Genomic DNA, 21,292 nt, shown 5'->3' with positions numbered 1-21,292 from the left:
AGATTTTCATGAGCTTTTTGACACTTAGCAATATCAAGAAATCCTTCGGCTCCGTGCAGGTCGTGCATGATTTCGACATGGCCATCGAGAAGGGCGAGTTCGTTTCCTTTCTCGGACCATCGGGCTGCGGCAAGACCACCGTGCTGCGCATGATCGCCGGTTTCGAAATCCCGACCGGTGGATCGATCGTCATCAACGGCAAGGACCAGACGACGCGTAGACCCAACCAGCGCAATATCGGCATGGTGTTTCAGGCCTATGCGCTGTTCCCGAACATGAATGTCTACGAGAACGTCGCCTTCGGCCTCAAAGTCGCCGGCAAGCCGAAAGCCGAGATCGATGCACGCGTGAAGGAAATGCTCCAGCTCATCCATCTGGAACATCTCGCGGACCGCTACCCCTATCAGATGTCGGGCGGCCAGCAGCAGCGCGTGGCGCTCGCCCGCGCATTGGCCCCGAAGCCGGAAGTGCTTCTGCTGGATGAGCCGCTCTCCGCGCTGGACGCCAAAATCCGCGTTTCGCTGCGCGAAGAAATCCGCCAGATCCAGCGGAAACTTGGCATCACCACGATTTTCGTGACCCACGATCAGGAAGAGGCGCTGTCGATCTCCGACCGTATCGTCGTCATGAATTCCGGCCGCGCCGACCAGATCGGCTCGCCCTTCGACATCTACAACAAGCCAGCGACCCGTTTTGTCGCCTCCTTCGTCGGCACACTGAACCTCATCGACGCCACCGTCATCGATTCCTCAACCAATACCATCCGTGTCGGAGAGCAGCAGATCACCCTGCACAAGCCGGTCGAGGCCGCGAACGGTGAAAAAATCACCCTCGCCTTGCGCCCGGAAGCAGGCGCTCTCGGCGTCGATGCGAAGGGCGACGTCGCGATTTCCGGTGTCGTCACCTCAAGCCAGTTCCTCGGCTCGGTCATTCGCACGCGTCTCGATCTCGGCGGTTCGACCTTGTCTTTCGACATGTTCAACGATCCAGGCACCGCCCCGCCTACGCTTGGCGAACAAGTAACGCTTAAATTCGCGGCCGGTGATCTTATGGTGATCAAAGATTAAATTGCTTTTCTCAATCGGCGGAAGCAGATAGAGCAGGTATAAATTCGAACCTGCTACCAACGATGTGAGGCCATGATGCGCGCGCTTTTCTATGAACTGTTCGGCGAGACCCCTATCGTTGCATCTCTGCCCGATCCGGAACCGGCCGACGGCGGCGTGGTCATCGAGGTGAAGGCGACCGGCTTGTGCCGGAGCGACTGGCACGGCTGGATGGGTCACGACACGGATATTCGCCTGCCGCACGTTCCGGGCCACGAATTCGCCGGCGTTATCGCAGCAGTCGGAAAGAACGTTACCCGCTTCAAAATCGGCGACCGCGTCACCGTTCCCTTCGTTTCCGGCTGCGGCCATTGCCAGGAATGCCGCTCCGGCAATCAGCAGGTGTGCGAGACACAGTTCCAGCCCGGCTTCACCCATTGGGGCTCCTTTGCCGAATATGTCGCCATCGATTACGCCGACCAGAACCTCGTGCATCTGCCTGATGCAATGAGTTACGCCACTGCTGCCGGTCTCGGCTGCCGTTTCGCCACGTCCTTCCGGGCCGTGACCGATCAGGGACGCCTGAAGGGCGGCGAATGGCTGGCGGTGCATGGCTGCGGCGGCGTCGGCCTCTCCGCCATCATGATCGGCGCGGGCCTTGGTGCACAGGTCGTCGCCATCGACATTGCGGAAGACAAGCTCGAACTTGCGCGCCAGCTCGGCGCGACCGCCACCATCAACAGCCGCTCGGTTGCCGATGTCGCGGAAGCGGTGCGCGAGATAACCGGCGGCGGCGCCCATGTCTCGATCGACGCGCTTGGCCACCCACAGACCTGCTGCAACTCCATCAGCAACCTGCGTCGACGCGGTCGCCACGTTCAGGTGGGGTTGATGCTGGCCGATCACGCCATGCCCGCCATCCCCATGGCCCGGGTGATCGCCCACGAACTGGAGATTTACGGCAGCCACGGCATGCAGGCATGGCGTTACGAGGATATGCTGGCAATGATCGAAAGCGGCAAGCTTGCGCCCGAAAAACTGATCGGCCGCCACATCACGCTTTCCGATGCCATCACCGCCCTGCCCGCCATGAACAGCTTCCAGGAAAGCGGCATCAGCATCATCGACCGGTTCGAATAGCTGCCGAAGCACTCCGACCAGTCGTGTCAGCAGTTTGAGATTTAACGATCTTCGGCGTGGGTCAGACGTCCGAACCTCCGGACCGCCAAATAAAACGGAAACTCGCCGGCGGAACACAAAAAAGCGCGGGCAAACCCGCGCTTTTTCATTTGCAACAACGGCGCCTGAAACCTCAAGCCGCGCTGTCGATTTTCTCAGCGCTGCTCACCGGCACATAGTTGAGCACCGGTCCGAGCCAGCGCTCTACCTCTTCCACCGGCATATCCTTACGGCGCGCATAGTCCTGCACCTGATCGCGCTCCACCTTGGCGACGCCGAAATAATAGCTTTCGGGATGGCCGATATAGAGGCCGGAGACGGAGGAGCCCGGCCACATGGCGTAGCTTTCCGTCAACTCCACGCCTGCAGCGTTGGTGGCGTCCAGCAGGGAGAACAGCGTCTTCTTTTCGGTATGATCTGGCTGGGCCGGATAACCGGGCGCAGGGCGGATGCCGGCATAGGCCTCGTTGATCAACTCATCGCTGCCAAACCCCTCCTGCGGCGCGTAACCCCAGAATTCCTTGCGCACCCGCTCATGCATGCGCTCGGCAAAGGCTTCCGCGAAACGGTCGGCCAACGCTTTCACGAGAATGGACGAGTAATCGTCATTGGCCCGCTCGAAGCGTTCGGCAATCGCCACTTCCTCGATGCCCGCCGTCACCACGAAGCCGCCGACATAATCGGCAACGCCGCTATCGACCGGCGCCACGAAATCGGAGAGCGCCACATTCGGGCGTCCGTCGCGCTTGGAAAGCTGCTGGCGAAGCGTGAAGAAGGTCGCCAGTTCTTGCCTGCGGCTTTCATCCGTGAACAGCCTGATATCGTCGCCCACCGCATTGGCGGGCCAGAAGCCGATTACCGCCCGCGGCCGGAACCATTTTTCCTCGATGATCTTCTTCAGCATCGCCTGCGCATCGCTGAAGAGCTGCCGCGCCGCCTCACCCTGCTTCTCGTCATCAAGGATCGCCGGGTAGCGGCCCTTCAACTCCCAGGTCTGGAAGAATGGCGTCCAGTCGATGTAACGGGAAAGCTCTTCCAGATCGTAGGTCTCGAATATCTTCGTGCCGAAGAACTGCGGCTTGACGACGCTATAGGTCGACCAGTCGATCCTGTGCGCATTCTCGCGGGCGCGGGAAAGCGGCAGTCGCTGCTTTTCGCGCTCGTTGCGGGCATGGGCTTCCGCCACCTTGGCATATTCGGCCCGGATGCCATCGATATAAGCGGGCTTCTGCTCGGCGGAGAGAAGTGCTGACACCACACCCACCGCGCGCGAGGCATCGGTGACATAGATCGCCTGCCCCTGCTCGTATCGCGGGTGGATTTTCACGGCCGTATGCACCCGGCTCGTCGTTGCGCCGCCGATGAGAAGGGGGATGTCGAAACCCTGCCGCTCCATTTCGGCCGCCACATGCACCATCTCGTCCAGCGACGGCGTGATGAGACCGGAAAGGCCGATCACGTCGACCTTCTCGGCAATCGCCGTTTCCAGAATTTTTGTCGTCGGCACCATCACGCCGAGATCGATGATCTCGTAATTGTTACAGGCGAGAACAACACCGACAATGTTCTTGCCGATATCGTGCACGTCACCCTTCACGGTGGCCATCAGCACCTTGCCGGCAGCACTCCGCTCGGAGCCGCCATTCAGGCGCTTTTCCTCTTCCATGTAGGGAAGCAGCACGGCAACCGCCTGCTTCATCACACGGGCGGATTTCACTACCTGCGGCAGGAACATCTTGCCGGAACCGAACAGGTCGCCAACCACGTTCATGCCCGCCATCAGCGGCCCTTCGATGACATGCAGCGGGCGGGCGGCCTGCTGGCGCGCCTCTTCCGTATCGGCTTCGATGAACTCGGTAATGCCGTTGACCAGCGCATGCTGAAGCCGCTTTTCGACGGAAAGCTCGCGCCAGGACAGATCCTGCACCTTCGCCTGCCTTTCGCCTGTGCCACGGAAACGTTCGGCTACCTCAAGCAGTCGCTCCGTCGCATCGTCGCGGCGGTTCAGCACCACGTCCTCGCAGGTCTCGCGCAGTTCCGCATCGATATTGTCGTAAACCGCAAGCTGCCCGGCATTGACGATGCCCATATCCATGCCGACCTGAATGGCGTGGTAGAGGAACACGGCATGCATCGCCTCACGCACCGGCTCATTGCCGCGGAAGGAGAAGGACAGGTTGGAAACGCCGCCGGAAATATGCGTCAGCGGCATGGTTTCGCGGATGGTCTTGGTGGCCTCGATGAAGTCCACCCCGTAATTATTGTGCTCCTCGATACCCGTTGCCACCGCAAACACGTTCGGATCGAAGATGATGTCTTCCGGCAACAAGCCCGCCTTTTCGGTCAGCAGCTTATAGGCGCGCGCGCAGATCTCCACCTTGCGCTGATAGGTATCCGCCTGCCCGACCTCGTCAAAGGCCATGACCACAACCGCCGCACCGTAATTATGGACGAGCCGCGCCTGCTGGAGAAACTTCTCCTCGCCTTCCTTCAGCGAAATCGAATTGACGATCGACTTGCCCTGCACGCATTTCAGACCGGCTTCGATGATCTCGAACTTGGACGAGTCGATCATGACAGGCACGCGGGCGATATCCGGCTCGGCCGCGATGAGGTTCAGAAACTCGACCATCGCCTTTTCAGAGTCGATCAGGCCTTCGTCCATGTTGATGTCGATGATCTGCGCGCCATTTTCCACCTGGTCGCGGGCAACCGCCAGCGCCGCCGTAAAATCGCCGGCGGTGATGAGTTTGCGGAACTTGGCCGATCCAGTAACATTCGTACGCTCGCCGACATTGACGAAGGGAATGTCCTTGGTCAGCACAAAAGGCTCGAGGCCCGAAAGCGACATGAACGGCTTGTGCTCGGGGATCTCGCGCGGCTTGTAGCCTTTGACGGCTTCGGCAATCGCCCGGATATGCTCCGGCGTGGAGCCGCAGCAACCGCCGACGATGTTGACGAGACCGTCGCGGACGAAACCCTGTACCTGACGCGCCATCATCTCAGGCGTTTCGTCATATTGGCCGAATTCATTCGGCAGGCCGGCATTCGGATAGGCGCAGACGAAGGTGTCGGCCACATCCGAAAGTTCCTGCAGATGCGGGCGCATCGCATCGGCACCCAGCGCGCAGTTAAGACCAATGGTGAAGGGGTTGGCGTGGCGCACCGAGTTCCAGAACGCCGAAGGCGTCTGGCCGGAAAGCGTGCGGCCGGAAAGGTCGGTGATCGTGCCTGATATCATGACAGGCAGACGGATACCCTTGGCCTCGAAACGCTCCTCGCAGGCGAAGATCGCCGCCTTGGCGTTCAACGTATCGAAAATCGTCTCGATCAGGATGATGTCGGCGCCGCCGTCGATCAGGCCGTCGATCTGCTCGCCATAGGCAATGCGCAGATCGTCGAAACTGACGGCGCGGTAACCGGGATTGTTGACGTCGGGCGAAATCGAGGCCGTGCGGTTGGTCGGGCCGATGGCGCCCGCCACGAAGCGGCGACGGCCATCCTCGCGCTCGGCACGGATGGCAGCGCGTCGCACGATCTGCGCGCCCTCGCGGTTGAGATCGTAGACCGCATTTTCCATCTCGTAATCGGCCTGCGCGATGCGCGTCGACGAAAACGTGTTGGTTTCGAGAATATCCGCGCCGGCCATGGCGTAACGATAATGGATTTCCTCAATAGCGTCCGGCTGGGTCAGGATCAGAAGGTCGTTATTGCCCTGCTGGTGACAGGCGCAGCCGATGAAACGGTCGCCCCGGAAATGGTCTTCATCAAAACCCAGCCCCTGGATCTGCGTACCCATCGCGCCGTCGAGAATGAGGATGCGTTCGCTCGCGGCATCGCGCAACGCCTGCAAGATTTCCGCGCCGTCGCGCTTTGCCCCTTCAGGGCCGAACAGATCGTCAAACACGGGCACACTCCTCATTTCGATTTGCAAGATCGCAACTCGTCAAGTCACATAAAGATATGTTTATGTCAATATATCTTCAAGGGACAGACATGACTTTGCGCCGTTACCGCAGACTACGAAATTTCACGGGCAGATGACAGGTTTATACGGCAAGGATATAAGCCGAAGCAGCAAACCGTATGGAGGACGAAATGCCCGAGGACGATCACAACAACCGGAACTGGAACGCCTTGCCTTGGCATCGCCAATGGCTGGTCAAACAGGCCGATGGGCTTTTCGACTTCTTCCAGTACCGCGCCGTCAACCCGGCCGGCGGCTTCTTCGATCTCGACGCCAAGGGCGCGCCGCTGCAAAAAAACGATCCCGTGCGCGGCATCCATGCCTCGGCGCGCATGGTGCATTGCTTCTCCATCGGCCATCTGCTCGGACGTCCCGGCTGCGGCGATATCGTTGACCATGGCATGACCTACCTCTGGAACAAGCATCGCGACAGCGAGCACGGCGGGTATTTCTGGCAGGTCAATAATGGCGGCCCGTTTGACGCCACCAAGCAGGGTTACGGCCATGCCTTCGTGCTGCTGGCCGCCTCTTCCGCCAAGACCGTTGGCCACCCGCTTGCCGACCGGATGCTGGCCGACGTTACCGAGGTTCTGGAAACCCGCTTCTGGGAAGAGAAACACGGCGCGATCGCCGAGGAGTTCAATCGCGACTGGTCGCCCATCGACAACTATCGTGGCCAGAACTCCAACATGCACCTGACGGAAGCACTGATGGCGGCCTATGAGGCGACCGGCGACAGCAATTACCTGACCAAGGCCGAACGCATCGCCGACCTCGTCATTCGCCGCCGCGCCGGCGAGCTGGATTTCCGCGTGCCGGAGCATTTCGACGAGAACTGGACACTCGACAAGGAGTATCGCGGCAACGAAATGTTCCGCCCCTCCGGCTCCACCCCCGGCCACTGGCTGGAATGGGCGCGTCTCATTCTGCAATTGTGGGTGCTGGGGCAGCGCCGCCACGACTGGATGCCGGTGGCGGCGAAATCGCTTTTCGTACAATCCATGACGCTTGGCTGGGACCGGGAAAAGGGCGGCTTCTTTTATACGCTCGACTGGAACGACAATCCCGACAAGACGGCGAAGCTCTGGTGGCCCATGTGCGAGGCGGCGGGTGCAGCCCACTTCCTCAACGAAAATCTGCCGGCCGACGAGTTTTACGAAGACAGCTACCGCCGCATCTGGAGCACGATTTCCAACAACTTCATCGACCACGACAATGGCGGCTGGCATGAGGAACTGACGGAAAATCTGGTTCCCGCCCACACACTCTTTCCCGGCAAGGGCGATATCTACCACGCGCTTCAGGCCTGCCTCATCCCGCTTTTCCCGGCAACGGGAAGCCTGACGAAAGTGATCAAGGAAAGCGGCGGACTTTATTGAGGAGTGTTGCGGGAGGCAGAGGCTGCTGACGACGAGGTTCGAGAACCTCTCCTCCGTCATGCTCGGGCCTGTCCCGAGCATCTGCAACCTGTCGGCTGGGCGCGACGTGGATAGATCCTGGGCACAAGGCCGGATGACGTCGCGTGTGAGGCCAACGGCCTCAGCTTCCGCAACCTGAAAAGACCTCGCGGGCCATCCTCAAAAACCGATGGTTTCCTCGAAATCGTCCCAGGACTGATACATTTCATACCGCCCGAGACCGGGGATCGGCACATGGCCGTAATAGGGCGAAAGCTGAAACTCGGCGGCGGCCTCGCTTCTGCCGGCCACGGCCCCCACATAGATCGCGGATGCAAGCCCGGTGCGGTTGGCGCCGTGCTCGCAATGAATAAGGATCGGCTTTTCGGCGTTGCGCAGCACCGCCGCCAGCATTTCCGCTTCCTCCACCGGGAGCTTTTCGCTTGAACTCAGCGGATAATCGACAAGCCGGACGCCGTTGCTTTTCGCCGCCTGGCTCTCGGCGTCATACCAGCCTTCGCGCTTTTCATCACGCAGATTGATGATGGTCTTGATGCCGTAAGTTTTGGCATAGGCCGTGATGTCCTTGCCGCTCGGCTGGGCCGAACGGTAGAGTTCGCCGGGAATGACCTCGTGGAAATTTCCGGTCAGCTGGCCGATGCCCATATGCGCGCCCGCCAGAACCGGCAGGGCGACAAGACCGATGGCGGTGACTTTCAGAAACTTCAGAACAATACGCAAGACATCAACCCGCAAGATTCATCGGACGGTTGGGAGTTGGCATCGCAACCCGGCGAAAACAAGTCCCGCGCCAGCCAAAGCCGCCGGAGCACGGCCGGCAAGGACGCGAGCATCTTTAAGAACACCTTGCGGTGCAAGGATTTTCAGCAGCGGCGCGGAAATCTTCAAAATGCCGTGATAGCCGGAAGAACAGCCTCGTTCAGTCAAACTCTGCGGAAATGACGCTAACGCGCCATTCCAGCCGTTGCGGTTCCACCCTTTCATTGTTGCGCAGCCGGAACGCGCGGCATGCGGCGAAAGTCTCCCCGGCCTCGATCCGCCTTTCGCTCACCTGATAGGGATCGAATGCGACCGAGGCGCGGAAGGCCGGCTCGAACCCTTCGAGCGTATAGGTCAGGCGCTGAATGGCGACGTCGTTGTCGTTGCGGAAGCTGACGCGAATGGGCGCAGCAGCGTCCGTGCACGCCGCATCGAAGCCCGCTGTTGCAATGACATGGCCGAGCCGCTGGCTGCCGCGCCGCCAGTCATAGATGACAAAGGCGGCAGTCGCCGTCCAGATCAGCAACAGGCAGATAACGACGGGTTTGAGGTGCCGCGGAAAAGCGATGAGGGTGAGAAGAAGAATGGCACTGAGAACGGCTCCGACAATCACGTAGCCCCTCCCCCATAAAAACTGACCCGCATGCGATCCTGTCCTCCCTTGCACATTCTTGCCCGCAACGACCGTCCTTCCCGACGTCGTCACCGTCTCAACTGCCGCTCCATGCCGTTTTATATACGGATGGCTGGAACGGCGAAGCACCGGCATTGCTGCGGACATGCACAACTCTATGGTCGTGCCCCCTGCTGTCAAGACAACCAAGCGTGACTCCGGCCCGTCGCGCCACCGCAGTCTGGGCGAAACGGCGAAGGGAACCAAACGCCGCCGGAGACGTTCGACGCATCAGAATAGCATGGCGGGGCGGTAAAAAACGTCGCGATACGGGCAGGACGGCCGGCAATGCAAGGGAACACCATGCCCCTTGGAACCGCCGATCCCCAACCCATATTAAATGAACCTAATATATGTTATAGTGGTCAGTCAGCTCAGGGAGAATAACGATGAAAACGCTGATCGTAACGTCACTCTTGGCCCTGTCGGCCAGCACCGCAATGGCTGCGGATGCCGTCTACGAAACGCCGGCGCCTCCGGTCGCGCAGGAAACTTTGCCGGTCTTCACCTGGTCTGGCCCCTATCTTGGTATTCAAGGCGGTGCAGGCTGGGCGAATGGCGATTTTTCGGCTGGCGGCCCCGTTGCGTCGGATAGTTTCGATGGCGGCATTCTGGGCGCTTTTGCCGGTTACAACTATCAGTTCGACAATAATGTGGTTCTCGGCATCGAGGGTGACGTCGATTATAACTGGAACGACAATGACTATGCCGGCGTGAACGTCGGCACCGACTGGCAGGGTTCCGTTCGTGGCCGCGTCGGTTACGCGTTCGACCGCGCCTTGATCTACGGGACCGCCGGCTGGACGGCCACGCGCGGTTTCATCGAAACGCCCGGAAGCGGCAAGGACAGCACCACCTTCAACGGCTACACTGTCGGTGCCGGTCTGGACTACGCCTTCACCGACAATGTGTTCGGCAGGCTGGAATATCGCTATAATGATTTCGGCGACAAGGACATCTTCGGCATCAACACCGATCTCGACCAGCACACCGTCAAGGTGGGCATCGGTGTGAAGTTCTGATCCCGACCGACCGCGTCGACATAAAAAGCCCGGCCATCCGCCGGGCTTTTTCTTGGCCGGAAGACCGCACCGGTTTCGCTCATCAATTTTAGCAGCGCGAAAGATATGAACCCCGCAAAAATGAAACATTCACAGACCGTTCAGCAGGCCCATGCCATCATGCGGGCATAATGAGCCTCTATCTCCCGACGCAGGCTTATGGAGTAGCCCTCGATGAAAAAGATAATTCTTTCCACAATTGCCGCGCTGGTCGCCACCGGCAGCGTCTTCGCATCCTACGGCACCGCCGCCGCGCAGGACTATCCCTATCGTCCGCGCTATGACCGTGGTTACGACCGTGGCGGCCCGCCCCCACCGCCCTACCGCGAACACCGCCGCCACAATGACGGCGCAGCAATCGCCGGCGGACTGGCCGCAGGCGTCATCGGCGGCCTGATCGGCGGCGCAATCGCCAACGGCAACGGCGGCCCACGCTACTACGAACCGCCACCGCCACCCCCGCCGCGCTGCTGGTTCGAAGACCGCCGCGTCCCCAATTCCTATGACGGCGGCTGGCACACCGAAAGCATGCGAGTCTGCAACTGACAGCCCTATAGCTGAAAATCCGCGATGAATGATCCGATCAGTCTAAATGGCTGGTCGGATTTTTTGTTGGATGGGACGATAGTTCATGAAGGCGGCAATGATCGACGAAGTATCGTTCGAAACATGAGGAAATGGTGGGCCCGGGAGGACTCGAACCCCCAACCAAGCGGTTATGAGCCGCCGGCTCTAACCATTGAGCTACAGGCCCTTATCGGAACAAGTTATCCGAAACACCGGCTTCGCAATGGTTCGAATCCGGTGGGTCACGCTCTAACGTAATTTTTACAGCCCGACAAGCCATTGATGCTATCGCAAATTGCCGCTGCCGTATTAGCTTCACAATCTAAGGCAATACCCTCTCAAGGGACACAATCAACGAGGAAACACCATGACGACGATAAAGGCCCGCCTTTTCGCACTTACCGCATTGACCGCAGTGGTAACCATGCCGCTTGCCGGTTATGCCCTTGCGCAAGACGCCACTCCGCGCGAAGCCACCATCAGTGTTTCCGGCGAAGGCCAGGCGGCGATCGCGCCCGATATGGCGATCCTGTCCTTCAGCGTCGTCAAGCAGGCGGAAACGGCGGCTGCGGCTCTTACGGAAAATTCCAAGGCGCTCGCCGAGGTTCTGAAGGCGCTGAAGGCCTCCGCCATCGAAGACCGCGACCTGCAGACGAGCAATTTCTCCGTGCAGCCGCTTTACAAGCATTATGAGCCCAAGGACGGCGTTTATGTCGCCCCGGAAATTACCGGCTATCAGGTTTCCAACGGGCTGACCGTGCGCGTGCGCGACTTGAAGAAGCTCGGCGAGATCCTCGATACCTCCGTCAAGCTCGGCATCAACCAGGGCGGCGATATCACCTTCACCAATGACAAGCCGGAGGCAACGGTGACCGAGGCCCGCAAGCAGGCCGTTGCCGATGCGCTGACCAAGGCGAAGACGCTGACGGAAGCGGCAGGCGTGAAGCTTGGCCGCGTCATCCAGATCAGCGAGAACATGCAGCGCCCGATGCCGGTGCCGCAGGGCATGATGCGCGCCGCGATGGCGAAGGAAGCCGACAGCGTGCCGATCGCTTCGGGTGAGAACAGCTACAGCGTGGTTATCAACGTCACCTTCGCTCTCGACCAGTAAAGCCGATCAGGGCGGCGGCATTGCCCGTCGCCCCATTTTCCGAGAGCTGTGCGCAAGTGCCCGCGTGGGCGATGCTCAAAATGAAACGCCCCTCGCCTGTCATTCCGGACAGGGAGGGGCGTTTTTTTGATCCACCCAAAGGGCGGGGGATTTCGGCGGATCAATATCGGCCGTTTTAGCGGCGGATTACCGGGCAACCACGCTCATTGGCGAAGACGACGCGGTCACGGCCGCGACGGTCGAAGCCTGCAACCACGACGCGGCGCGGCGATACGTCGACAACGCGAGCGCGGCGAAGACCCATGCGGCTTGCCTTTTCTTCCGCAAACTGCGGCGAACAACCGTAACGCGGGCGATCAGGACGGCCCCAACCCGGACCGCGACCTCTGTCATGGCCGTATCCATCCTGAACCTGAACTCTGAACTGAACATCCGAGCCAGCCGAAGCAGCTGGAGCGGTGGCGGAAATTCCGCCGAGGGCAATGAGGGCCGCCAGGCCGGCTTTTGCAAAAGTGCTGAACATCGAGCTCACTCCGTTTGTTCTTCGCCGACAGGGAACGTCCCCCGGCGATTGACGAGACCCTAGACCCGTCCGCCTGAACGCGGGCAGAACCGCATGTTCAGCAGACGTTCATGGATATTAACAGGAAAACGCGCGGCTTTTGACAGGAATCAGGGGGAAATATGCAGAACGACGTCGCGGCGGTGCGGCCGATCGCGGTGTTCGAAAAGATAAAGGCCCTGCCATGTGCCGAGAACGAGCCTGCCCCCACTGATCGGCACCCCGATGGAAACTGCCGTCAGGGCCGATTTGATGTGGGCGGGCATATCATCAGGACCTTCGAGTGTGTGGACGATCCAGCGCATGGAGGCGTCATCCGAAGGCGGCACGAGGCGGGAAAAAAATGTCGTCAGATCGCGCCTGACATCCGGATCGGCATTTTCCTGAATAAGCAGGGAGCAGGATGTGTGCCTGACGAAGACGGTCAGCAGGCCTTCGTCGATATCCGCTTCCGTCACAAAACGCTCGGCCTCGGACGTGAACTCGTAAAGGCCTTGCCCCTGGGCGGTGGTGATGGTCATTTTCTTCTGCGGCACATTTTTTCCTTCAGATAATTCGGAACAAATTGGCGGTTGCCAACGTTGTACGATGTTCAATTATACCCGATGACAAAAGGGGTACGGGGACCACATGACGGCGGGCTGTAACAGAACGGAAAACCGGCGTCACGGTTGCAGAAAACGGGGAAGGGTTGGCAATACCAGAATGAATTATTCAGGCTTTTCCGTCTCGGGACGAACAGGATATTTTCAGCGCAAGACAGATACAGGGTGCGAAAGACTGATTCATGGCATCCACTGACTATCCTGTCGATCTTACCAATTGCGACCGCGAACCCATCCACATCCCAGGTTATATTCAGCCGCATGGTTGCCTGATCGCCTGTGACAACGCCATGCGCATGATCCTGCGGCATTCGGAAAACTGTCGTGACCTTTTGGGATTCGATGGCGATATCAACGGCAGGACCGCCGAAGAGGTGCTCGGTAAAAACCTTGTCCACGAACTTCGCAACGCGCTCACCGTAACCGGCAGAACCGCGCGCCCCGCCATGCTGCCCGCCACGGAAATGGGCGACGGCCGCAGCTTCGATATTTCGCTCCACCGCTACAAGGCGACAACGATCATCGAATTCGAACCGTCACAAAGCGAGATGCAGCCGCTCGGCACCGCACGCAAGATGGTGGATCGCATCCGCGAGGCCGACAGTGTCGAAAGTCTGATATCGAGAACGACCCGGCTGGTAAAAGCGACCCTGGGTTATGACCGGGTGATGATCTACCGTTTCGAGGAAGACGGGGCCGGCAAGGTCGTGTCGGAGGCAAAGCAGCCGGAGCTGGAAAGCTTTCTCGGGCAATATTTTCCAGCGGGCGACATACCCCAGCAGGCCCGTGCGCTCTATCTCAGGAACACGCTGCGCATCATCTCCGATGCCAGCGGCGCGCGGGTTCCCGTGCTGCCCGCCATCGATGCATCGGGCGAACCGCTCGATCTCTCGTTCGCGCATTTGCGCAGCGTCTCGCCCATCCACTGCGAATATCTTCGCAACATGGGCGTCGCAGCCTCCATGTCGATTTCGGTGATCGTCGATGGCGCCTTGTGGGGCCTCATCGCCTGCCACCATTATTCGCCACGCGTTCTGACGATGCCGGTGAGGATCGCCGCCGAAATGTTCGGCGAGTTTTTCTCCATGCATTTGCAGGTCCTCAAGCAGAAGCGCCGGTTCGATACCGTCAGTCACGCCCATGCCGCTCTCGATCGCTTTCTGCGCCTCGCTGCCCATCACAACAACATAGGGGAACTGCTGATCGACAGTTTCCAGGATTTTGCCGAGCTCATGCCATGCGACGGCGTCGGGCTCTGGGTCGGAAACAACTGGCACGGCCACGGCGCAACCCCGCCGCCAGACGCCATTCCAAGGCTGGCGCGCTTCGTCGCCTCGGCCAGCGAAGGAAAGGTCTGGGCCACCCATGCCATCTCGCAAGCCATACCCGAAGCGGAAATCTATGCCGGTACCGCAGCCGGAATGCTCGCCATTCCGCTGTCGCAGGTCAAGAACGACTATCTGCTGTTTTTCCGAAGGGAGATCGTGCAAAATCTGAACTGGGCCGGAAATCCGGAAAAATCCTACGCGACCGGCTCGCTGGGCGATCGCCTCACCCCGCGCAAGAGCTTTGCGATCTGGAAGGAAACCGTCCGCCTTCAGGCGCAGCCATGGTCCGAAGCGGACCGGGAAATCGCCGAAGCGGCCAGAATAGCGCTGGTCGAGGTCGCATTCCATCACAGCGAGCTGATGGCCGGCGAAAGGGAGCGCGCGGAAGTGCGCCAGCGCATGCTGAACGAGGAACTCAACCACCGCGTCAAGAATGTTCTCGCCATCATCAAATCGCTGGTCGGCACGCCCTCGCAGGAGGGCAAAACCCTGCAGGAATACGTCACCGCGCTGAAGGGCCGTATTCAGGCATTGTCCTTTGCCCATGACCAGATCATTCGCGGTGAAGGCGGCGGGGCGCTGCGCGATCTGCTGGATGCCGAGCTGTCACCGCATCGCTCGCCCGAGACGATCGTCGATCTTGCCGGACCACAGGTGACGCTCGATTCGCGCGCTTTCTCCGTCATGGCTCTGGTCTTGCATGAGCTGGCGACGAACGCGGCAAAATACGGCGCGCTTTCGCAAACCGGCGGACAATTGCAGGTGCGCTGGGAAATCAACGAGAACCGCGATTGCGAAATGCGGTGGCGGGAAATTCTGCCCATCAGACTGCCCACACCGTCACGCGCCGGTTTCGGCACGGCGCTCATCAGCCGCAGCATCCCTTACGATCTGGGCGGACGCAGCACCATGCGATATTTGCCGGATGGCCTGGAGGCAGAAATGCTCCTGCCCTCCCGCCATATCTCAGCGGCAATGATAGCCTCCGGCACGAAAACCGAGGATGAAGCCGTGCAGCAGCCCAGGCGTTCCAACGGGGAGGAATCGTTGAAAATACTGCTCGTCGAAGACCAGATGCTGATTGCGATGGATGTCGAGAACATGCTGGAGGACAACGGCATCAAGACGATCGAAACCGCGACATCTTCGGCAATGGCCATCGAAAAGCTGAAGAGCTACGTGCCGGATGTGGCTATCCTCGACATCAATCTCGGTTCCGACACCTCCATCGCGGTCGCACGCGAGCTTCACCGCCGCGGCATCCCCTTCCTCTTCGCCACCGGCTATGCCGATGCCAGCATGGTGCCAGACGAATTCGGCAACGTACCGATTATCAGGAAGCCTTACGACGAGGATGCGCTGATGGCGGGTATTGGGCTCTTGGTGGGCGACAGAGAGAGGGCGTAGAACGTCCTTCAGGAAAACTGGACTTCCCCAAACTCGACGCCATCCTCATTGAAATCGCGTGAAGCCCCGCTTTTTCGCCTCATCCGGGGTTAGGGCATTGCCGATTTTAAACCGGAACTCCGTCACCGCGTAATTATCCAGATCGACTTCGCACTGGAACGAGACATCGTGCCAGGTATTGCCGATGTTGAATGCGCCGCCGGAAGCGTCGATCGAGCTACCGGAAATCCTGCCCCCGGTGTCCGAATAGGGTATCATGCCACGGGCAGCAAATCCCGCACCCTGAATTTGCGCCAGAGCTTCCGTACTGCAAAGCTGCACGACACGGCGACGCGGCGGCAGATCGCCGAACATCTGGCGTCTCTGGGCCGGAGACAGCAGCGACGAAGATAACAATTGCTTGGCGGCGGGAAGCTTCGCGGGCTTCTCTTTAGCCACTTCGGCAGGTTTTTCATCAGCCGGCTTGGCCTGCGGCACCGCTGCCTTTTCCGGCTCAATCTCCTCCTTGACGGGTGAGACCGCAATTTCCCCTTGTTCGGCGGAAGCCTGGAGGTCGCTATTGGCGGCGGCCGGCGCGGGTTTATCCTCAGCGGTCTTCTCGGGCTGGCTTTCTGGCTCCTTGGAAGGCTCTGTCTTTTCCGCTTCCTCCGCCTTTCCCGGTTTGTCCTCGGGGTCCGCCTGCGTCTCCTCCGGCCTCATGGCGATAGCCGGCAGCGTCGCCGGCATAGGCGGCGAAGGATTTGCTTCTTCCGCCGGGGGTGGTGGTGGCGGCGGTGGAGGTTGCGGCTTTTCCTCTTTCGCCTCCTCTGCGGCGGGCGGCTTTTGCTCTTCCGCCTTCTTCTCCTCGGGCGGCGGCACCAGATCGACGCTGATGCTTTCCGGCTCCTGCGGTTCGGCTATCCCTTTGGGCAGCTCGAAAAGAAAGATCGCGACAACAGCCAGATGCAGCAGCACGGAGATGGGCACAGCCCATCCCTTCCCACGCCATCTGCTTGCTGAAACCTGTTGCATGTCATCGAACCAGATCGAACCTGAGCATTCCCGGTAAAAGCGGAATGCTTTATTTTCACACATAAGGCTTGTCGCAGAGATCGCCAGTGCGCGAAACAAAAAACCCGGCCAGAGGTGACTGACCGGGTTCAATTTTCAAGGAAGCGGAAAGCTTAGCTGTCGAGGAAGCTTCTGAGCTTTCTGGAGCGGCTCGGATGTTTCAGCTTGCGCAGCGCCTTCGCCTCGATCTGGCGGATACGTTCGCGCGTCACCGAAAACTGCTGGCCGACCTCTTCCAGCGTATGATCGGTGTTCATGCCGATGCCGAAACGCATGCGCAGAACGCGCTCCTCGCGCGGCGTCAGCGACGCCAGCACACGGGTCGTCGTCTCGCGCAGGTTCGCCTGAATGGCCGCATCGATCGGCAGCAGGGCGTTCTTGTCCTCGATGAAGTCGCCGAGATGCGAATCCTCTTCGTCACCCACAGGGGTTTCGAGCGAAATCGGCTCCTTGGCGATTTTCAGAACCTTGCGCACCTTTTCAAGCGGCATGGCCAGCTTTTCCGCCAGCTCCTCCGGGGTCGGCTCGCGGCCGATCTCGTGCAGCATCTGACGCGAGGTGCGAACGATCTTGTTGATCGTCTCGATCATGTGCACCGGAATACGGATCGTGCGCGCCTGGTCGGCGATCGAACGGGTGATCGCCTGTCTGATCCACCAGGTCGCATAGGTCGAGAACTTGTAACCGCGGCGATATTCGAACTTATCCACCGCCTTCATCAGGCCGATATTGCCTTCCTGAATGAGATCGAGGAATTGCAGGCCACGATTGGTGTACTTTTTGGCGATGGAAATCACGAGACGCAGGTTGGCCTCGACCATTTCCTTCTTGGCGATACGCGCTTCGCGCTCACCCTTCTGCACCATGGAAACGATGCGGCGGAATTCAGCAATCGAAATGCCCGTTTCCGTCGAGAGATTCTGGATTTCCTGACGGATCTCGCGGATCGTGTTGCTTTCCTCGCGCGCGAATTCCTTCCAGCCGCGCGCGGCCAGATTGGCAATCGACTTCATCCAGTTCGGATCGAGTTCAGCACCGTGATACTGCTCGAGGAAGCTGTCGCGCTTGACGCCGTAGGATTCGGCAAGGCGCAGCAGCCGGCCTTCGTTCTGCATCAGACGCTTGGAAATATCATAAAGCTGCTCGACAAGGCTGTCGACACGGTTCTGGTTCAGCGACAGCGACTTCACAGCCGTGATCAACTGGTCCTTGAGATCCTTGTAGCGACGCTCCTGACCGGAAGACAGGGTTCCCGTGCAGGCAAGGCGAGCCTCGACCTGCTGGTCCTGAAGCTTGCGCAGCTTCTTGTAGGTGTCGGCAATGGTATCAAGCGTTTCCATGACCTGCGGGCGCAGTTCGGCTTCCATCGCGGCAAGCGAAAGATTGGACTCGTCGTCGTCCTCTTCTTCCTCTTCCGGCGGAAGGCCATCGCCGCCCACGTCAGTCACATCTTCGTCACCGGTCGGCGCACGCAGCCTGCGGGTCTTTTCCTTCTCTTCGGCGGCCTTGCGGTCAGCCTCGATCTTTTCCGGGCTCTGGAACTGCGGCGCAGCCTTGGCTTCCGGACCGGAATAGGTGGTTTCGAGATCGATGATCTCGCGCAGCAGCGTCGTGCCTTCGTTCAGTTCGTCGCGCCAGATGATCAGCGCCTGGAACGTCAGCGGGCTTTCGCAAAGGCCCGAAATCATCGTTTCGCGGCCGGCCTCGATGCGCTTGGCGATGGCGATTTCGCCTTCGCGCGACAGAAGCTCTACGGAACCCATTTCGCGCAGATACATGCGCACGGGATCGTCGGTGCGGTCGGTCGGCTCTTTCTTCTTCGCGGTCGCAAGCGCGGTGCCGCTGGAAGGTGCCAGTTCGCCGCCTTCGGACTCTTCATTATCGGAATCGTCGCTTTCGGCTTCGCTCGGCGCTTCCTCGGCATCCTCGTCCTCGATAACGTTGATGCCCATATCGGACAGCATCGCCATCGTGTCTTCGATCTGCTCGGAGGTCACCTCTTCGGACGGCAGGACGGAATTCAGCTCGTCCATCGTCACATAGCCGCGCTTCTTGGCGGCCTTGATCATCTTTTTGACCGCGTCATCCGAAAGATCGAGAAGCGGACCGTCCGTCGCACCGTCGCGTTCGTTTTCTGCTTCTTCGTTTTCTTTGACTTTGGTTGCCATCTATCTCGTCGCTTTCCCTGACGCTAACACCTGTTCCGCCGCATCGCCGTCCGCCTTTCGAGCATCCGGCTGATCAGCGAATCACTGTCAGACACCTAACGGAGTGATCTTTAATTGCCGATTAACCACGGCAGCCTCAGATAGAATGCAAAGACAGTGCACCCGGAAATGCTTGCTCATGCAATTTCTATCCGCCAAGGCTCATTCCACTTTACTATTCCTGAAATGGTGATTCCCGCTATTTCCCGCCCCGTCAAGCCTTTGAGGGCGAGACAGCCACGGAAATTCTTAAAAAAGGCCGCATTTTGCGGGTTATCACCAGACTACTCCCCTATTTAGGTCGCCTGCCGCAAAAGGCAACCCCACACGTCTTTCAATTCTTGCCTGCAGCACTTAGCCGTGACCGAAGGCCGGTCCCTTCACACGGCCGGACATGACCCCGAAACCATCGATGATCGCCTCCTGATTTTCCATACGGCCGATTTCCAGCTGAACCTCGGCCAGCGCCCGCACCAGAAGCGTGCCGCGCTCGTCATCGGTCGCCTCGCCGATTTCCCGTTCCAGCTCCCGCTTCTGCCAGAGCAGCGATTTCGTCCTTTTATGCAAGGAAAGCGCCTGCACATATCCCTCGCGCGCATCTTCCAGCGCCGCCTGTTCGGTGGCCGTCCACAGGCGCGCATTGCGCACCTGCTGGTCCATGGTTTTCAAAAGCACCTCGAAACCCTGCAGCGACAGGCGCTCGATCAGGCCTGCCCGCGATATGTCCGCTGCACTTTCCGCCGCAAAGGTCAGCACCGTCGACCACAGGCGCTGCAAGTCGCGGTTCTCGTAATCGATCGCGGCGATTTCGTCATATTCCTCGAGCAACAGTTCAGGGTGGTTGACGATGGTGATGGCGAGAACGCTTTCCCTTAGCGAAGGTTTGGTCTGATGTCCCCTGACCAGACCGGACTGCGTCAGCCGGTCGGAGATGCTGCTGGTCGGCGCGGTCATCGCCCCGCCCCGTCCGGGAGCGTTTCGCTGGAACCCGCGCCCGTTCCCCTGCTGGCCATCGCGGCGGAAATTTCCGCCCTGCGATCCGCTTTGCTGAAAACGCGGCTGGAAGAAGGCATTCAGCCTGTCGCGCACATCCTGCTGGTAAAAACGTCGCACCGCCTCGTCGCCGATCACGGCAACGATCTGCCGCAGGCGGCTTTCAAGCTGGGCGCGCTTTTCAGGCGTATCGAACGTAACCGACGACGTCTCGCGGCTCCAGATCATCGCGGCCAGCGGCTTTGCCTCGGACAGCACCCGGTCGAACGGCGCGCGCCCCTCCAGCCGCACGAGATCATCAGGGTCCTTTCCGTCAGGCAAAAGCGCAAAGCTGACGGAGCGATCCGGCTTGATATGCGGCAGAGCCAGATCCGCCGCGCGGTTGGCGGCGCGAATGCCAGCACCATCGCCATCAAAGCAGAGAACCGGCTGCGGCGACATTTTCCATAGGAGATCGAGCTGGCTTTCCGTCAGCGCCGTACCGAGCGGCGCCACCACATTCTCGACACCCGCCTGATAGAGCGCGATGACATCCATGTAACCTTCGACGGCGATGACGGTGCCGCCGGAAGCCTGCGAGGCCCGGCGCGCGCGGGCGAAATTGTAAAGAACGTTGCCTTTGTGGAAAAGCTCGGTCTCGTTGGAGTTCAGATATTTGGCCACGGCATCCGCCGCCATGGCGCGGCCACCGAAAGCAATCACCTTTTCGCGCGACGACAGGATGGGGAACATGATGCGGTCGCGGAAGCGGTCATAGGAGACCGGCACGTTTTCATGAACCACCAGTCCGCAGGCTTCCATCTGTTCGCGCGCCACACCCTTGCTCGCCAGATGCTCCTTCAGCGCATTGCGGCTATCAGGCGCAAAACCGAGCCTGAACGTCTCGATGGTGCGACCTGTCAGTCCGCGATCGCGCAGATAGGCCCGCGCCCGCGCGCCAAGCGCCGTCTGCAACTGATCCTGAAAAAACAGCGTCGCCATTTCCATGACGTCCTGAAGCGACGTACGCTCGCGTTCGCGCTTTTCGGCCTGCGGATCGGGCTGCGGCATGGAAATGCCGGCCATGTCGGCGATCTGCTGTACCGCTTCGGGGAAACTCAAGCCCTCGAGGTCGGTCAGAAACCGGAAATGATCGCCGGAAACACCGCAGCCGAAACAATGATATCGCCCCTTGCGGTCCTCGCAATGGAAACTCGGGCTTTTTTCCCCATGAAACGGGCAGCAGGCCCAATAATCGCCCCGCGGCGTGTTGGTCTTCTTCTTGTCCCAGGACACACGTCGGCCGATCACATCGGAGATGTTCACGCGGTCGCGTATCTCATCGAGAAAAGAATTGGAAAAGCGCATGGGTTACCTGTT

Annotated in this window: 15 protein-coding genes and 1 tRNA gene; 7 read left to right on the top strand and 9 right to left on the bottom strand. The window is 59.8% G+C overall.

Annotated elements, in window-relative coordinates; genetic code table 11:
* Positions 1-8 precede the first annotated feature (8 nt).
* Both QSK43_RS25530 and QSK43_RS25525 read left to right on the top strand, forming a co-directional pair.
* Positions 9-1,067 carry an ABC transporter ATP-binding protein gene (locus QSK43_RS25530; RefSeq protein WP_332305812.1) on the top strand — a complete coding sequence of 353 codons (1,059 nt, stop codon included), beginning with the start codon at positions 9-11 and terminating at the stop codon, positions 1,065-1,067.
* A 75-nt stretch (positions 1,068-1,142) separates the two neighbouring features.
* Positions 1,143-2,186 carry a zinc-dependent alcohol dehydrogenase family protein gene (locus QSK43_RS25525; RefSeq protein ID WP_332305819.1) on the top strand — a complete coding sequence of 348 codons (1,044 nt, stop codon included), beginning with the start codon at positions 1,143-1,145 and terminating at the stop codon, positions 2,184-2,186.
* Positions 2,187-2,358: 172 nt separating this feature from the next.
* Here the strand turns inward: QSK43_RS25525 and metH are convergent, their stop codons facing one another.
* Entirely contained in the window at positions 2,359-6,132 is a 3,774-nt protein-coding gene (metH, locus tag QSK43_RS25520; RefSeq protein ID WP_332305811.1) for a methionine synthase, read from the bottom strand.
* Positions 6,133-6,311: 179 nt separating this feature from the next.
* On the opposite strand from metH, the gene QSK43_RS25515 reads away from it, so the two are divergent.
* On the top strand, positions 6,312-7,571 hold the full coding sequence (locus QSK43_RS25515) for an AGE family epimerase/isomerase (protein WP_332305810.1): 1,260 nt from the start codon (positions 6,312-6,314) through the stop codon (positions 7,569-7,571).
* Between the two features lie 198 nt (positions 7,572-7,769).
* Here the strand turns inward: QSK43_RS25515 and QSK43_RS25510 are convergent, their stop codons facing one another.
* Both QSK43_RS25510 and QSK43_RS25505 read right to left on the bottom strand, forming a co-directional pair.
* Positions 7,770-8,330, bottom strand: coding sequence for a dual specificity protein phosphatase family protein (locus QSK43_RS25510; RefSeq protein WP_332305809.1), 561 nt, complete (start codon positions 8,328-8,330; stop codon positions 7,770-7,772).
* 199 nt (positions 8,331-8,529) lie between these two features.
* A complete protein-coding gene (locus QSK43_RS25505) occupies positions 8,530-8,982 on the bottom strand; it encodes a hypothetical protein (RefSeq protein ID WP_332305808.1) in 453 nt (150 codons plus the stop codon).
* Between the two features lie 449 nt (positions 8,983-9,431).
* Between QSK43_RS25505 and QSK43_RS25500 the strand changes: the two genes are divergently transcribed.
* Together QSK43_RS25500 and QSK43_RS25495 are read left to right on the top strand one after the other, a co-directional pair.
* On the top strand, positions 9,432-10,064 hold the full coding sequence (locus QSK43_RS25500; RefSeq protein ID WP_332305807.1) for an outer membrane protein: 633 nt from the start codon (positions 9,432-9,434) through the stop codon (positions 10,062-10,064).
* Between the two features lie 213 nt (positions 10,065-10,277).
* Positions 10,278-10,649 (top strand): hypothetical protein, encoded by a 372-nt coding sequence (locus QSK43_RS25495; RefSeq protein ID WP_045018924.1) that lies wholly within the window; start codon positions 10,278-10,280, stop codon positions 10,647-10,649.
* Between the two features lie 132 nt (positions 10,650-10,781).
* Here the strand turns inward: QSK43_RS25495 and QSK43_RS25490 are convergent.
* A tRNA-Ile gene (locus tag QSK43_RS25490) sits at positions 10,782-10,857 on the bottom strand.
* 180 nt (positions 10,858-11,037) lie between these two features.
* Between QSK43_RS25490 and QSK43_RS25485 the strand changes: the two genes are divergently transcribed.
* Complete coding sequence (locus QSK43_RS25485; protein WP_332305806.1) at positions 11,038-11,781, top strand: SIMPL domain-containing protein; 744 nt, start codon at positions 11,038-11,040, stop codon at positions 11,779-11,781.
* A 175-nt stretch (positions 11,782-11,956) separates the two neighbouring features.
* On the opposite strand, the gene QSK43_RS25480 is transcribed toward QSK43_RS25485, so the two are convergent.
* Both QSK43_RS25480 and QSK43_RS25475 read right to left on the bottom strand, forming a co-directional pair.
* Positions 11,957-12,304: a hypothetical protein gene (locus QSK43_RS25480; RefSeq protein ID WP_332305805.1), complete on the bottom strand. Its 348-nt coding sequence runs from the start codon at positions 12,302-12,304 to the stop codon at positions 11,957-11,959.
* Positions 12,305-12,453: 149 nt separating this feature from the next.
* The gene (locus tag QSK43_RS25475) at positions 12,454-12,879 is read right to left on the bottom strand and encodes a secondary thiamine-phosphate synthase enzyme YjbQ (protein WP_332305804.1); all 426 of its coding nucleotides are present in this window, start codon (positions 12,877-12,879) and stop codon (positions 12,454-12,456) included.
* 251 nt (positions 12,880-13,130) lie between these two features.
* Between QSK43_RS25475 and QSK43_RS25470 the strand changes: the two genes are divergently transcribed.
* The gene (locus QSK43_RS25470; protein ID WP_332305803.1) at positions 13,131-15,683 is read left to right on the top strand and encodes an HWE histidine kinase domain-containing protein; all 2,553 of its coding nucleotides are present in this window, start codon (positions 13,131-13,133) and stop codon (positions 15,681-15,683) included.
* 45 nt (positions 15,684-15,728) lie between these two features.
* On the opposite strand, the gene QSK43_RS25465 is transcribed toward QSK43_RS25470, so the two are convergent.
* The 3 genes from QSK43_RS25465 to dnaG form a co-directional block, all read right to left on the bottom strand.
* Positions 15,729-16,649 (bottom strand): DUF930 domain-containing protein, encoded by a 921-nt coding sequence (locus QSK43_RS25465; RefSeq protein ID WP_332305802.1) that lies wholly within the window; start codon positions 16,647-16,649, stop codon positions 15,729-15,731.
* 197 nt (positions 16,650-16,846) lie between these two features.
* The gene (rpoD, locus tag QSK43_RS25460) at positions 16,847-18,901 is read right to left on the bottom strand and encodes an RNA polymerase sigma factor RpoD (protein WP_332305801.1); all 2,055 of its coding nucleotides are present in this window, start codon (positions 18,899-18,901) and stop codon (positions 16,847-16,849) included.
* A gap of 393 nt (positions 18,902-19,294) precedes the next feature.
* On the bottom strand, positions 19,295-21,280 hold the full coding sequence (dnaG, locus tag QSK43_RS25455) for a DNA primase (RefSeq protein WP_045018937.1): 1,986 nt from the start codon (positions 21,278-21,280) through the stop codon (positions 19,295-19,297).
* Positions 21,281-21,292: the final 12 nt, after the last annotated feature.

Source organism: Rhizobium sp. GR12, assembly GCF_036596185.1.
Classification (GTDB): domain Bacteria; phylum Pseudomonadota; class Alphaproteobacteria; order Rhizobiales; family Rhizobiaceae; genus Agrobacterium; species Agrobacterium nepotum.
The sequence above is the reverse complement of the archived record's forward strand: the minus strand, read 5'-3'. Positions and strand labels throughout refer to the sequence as shown.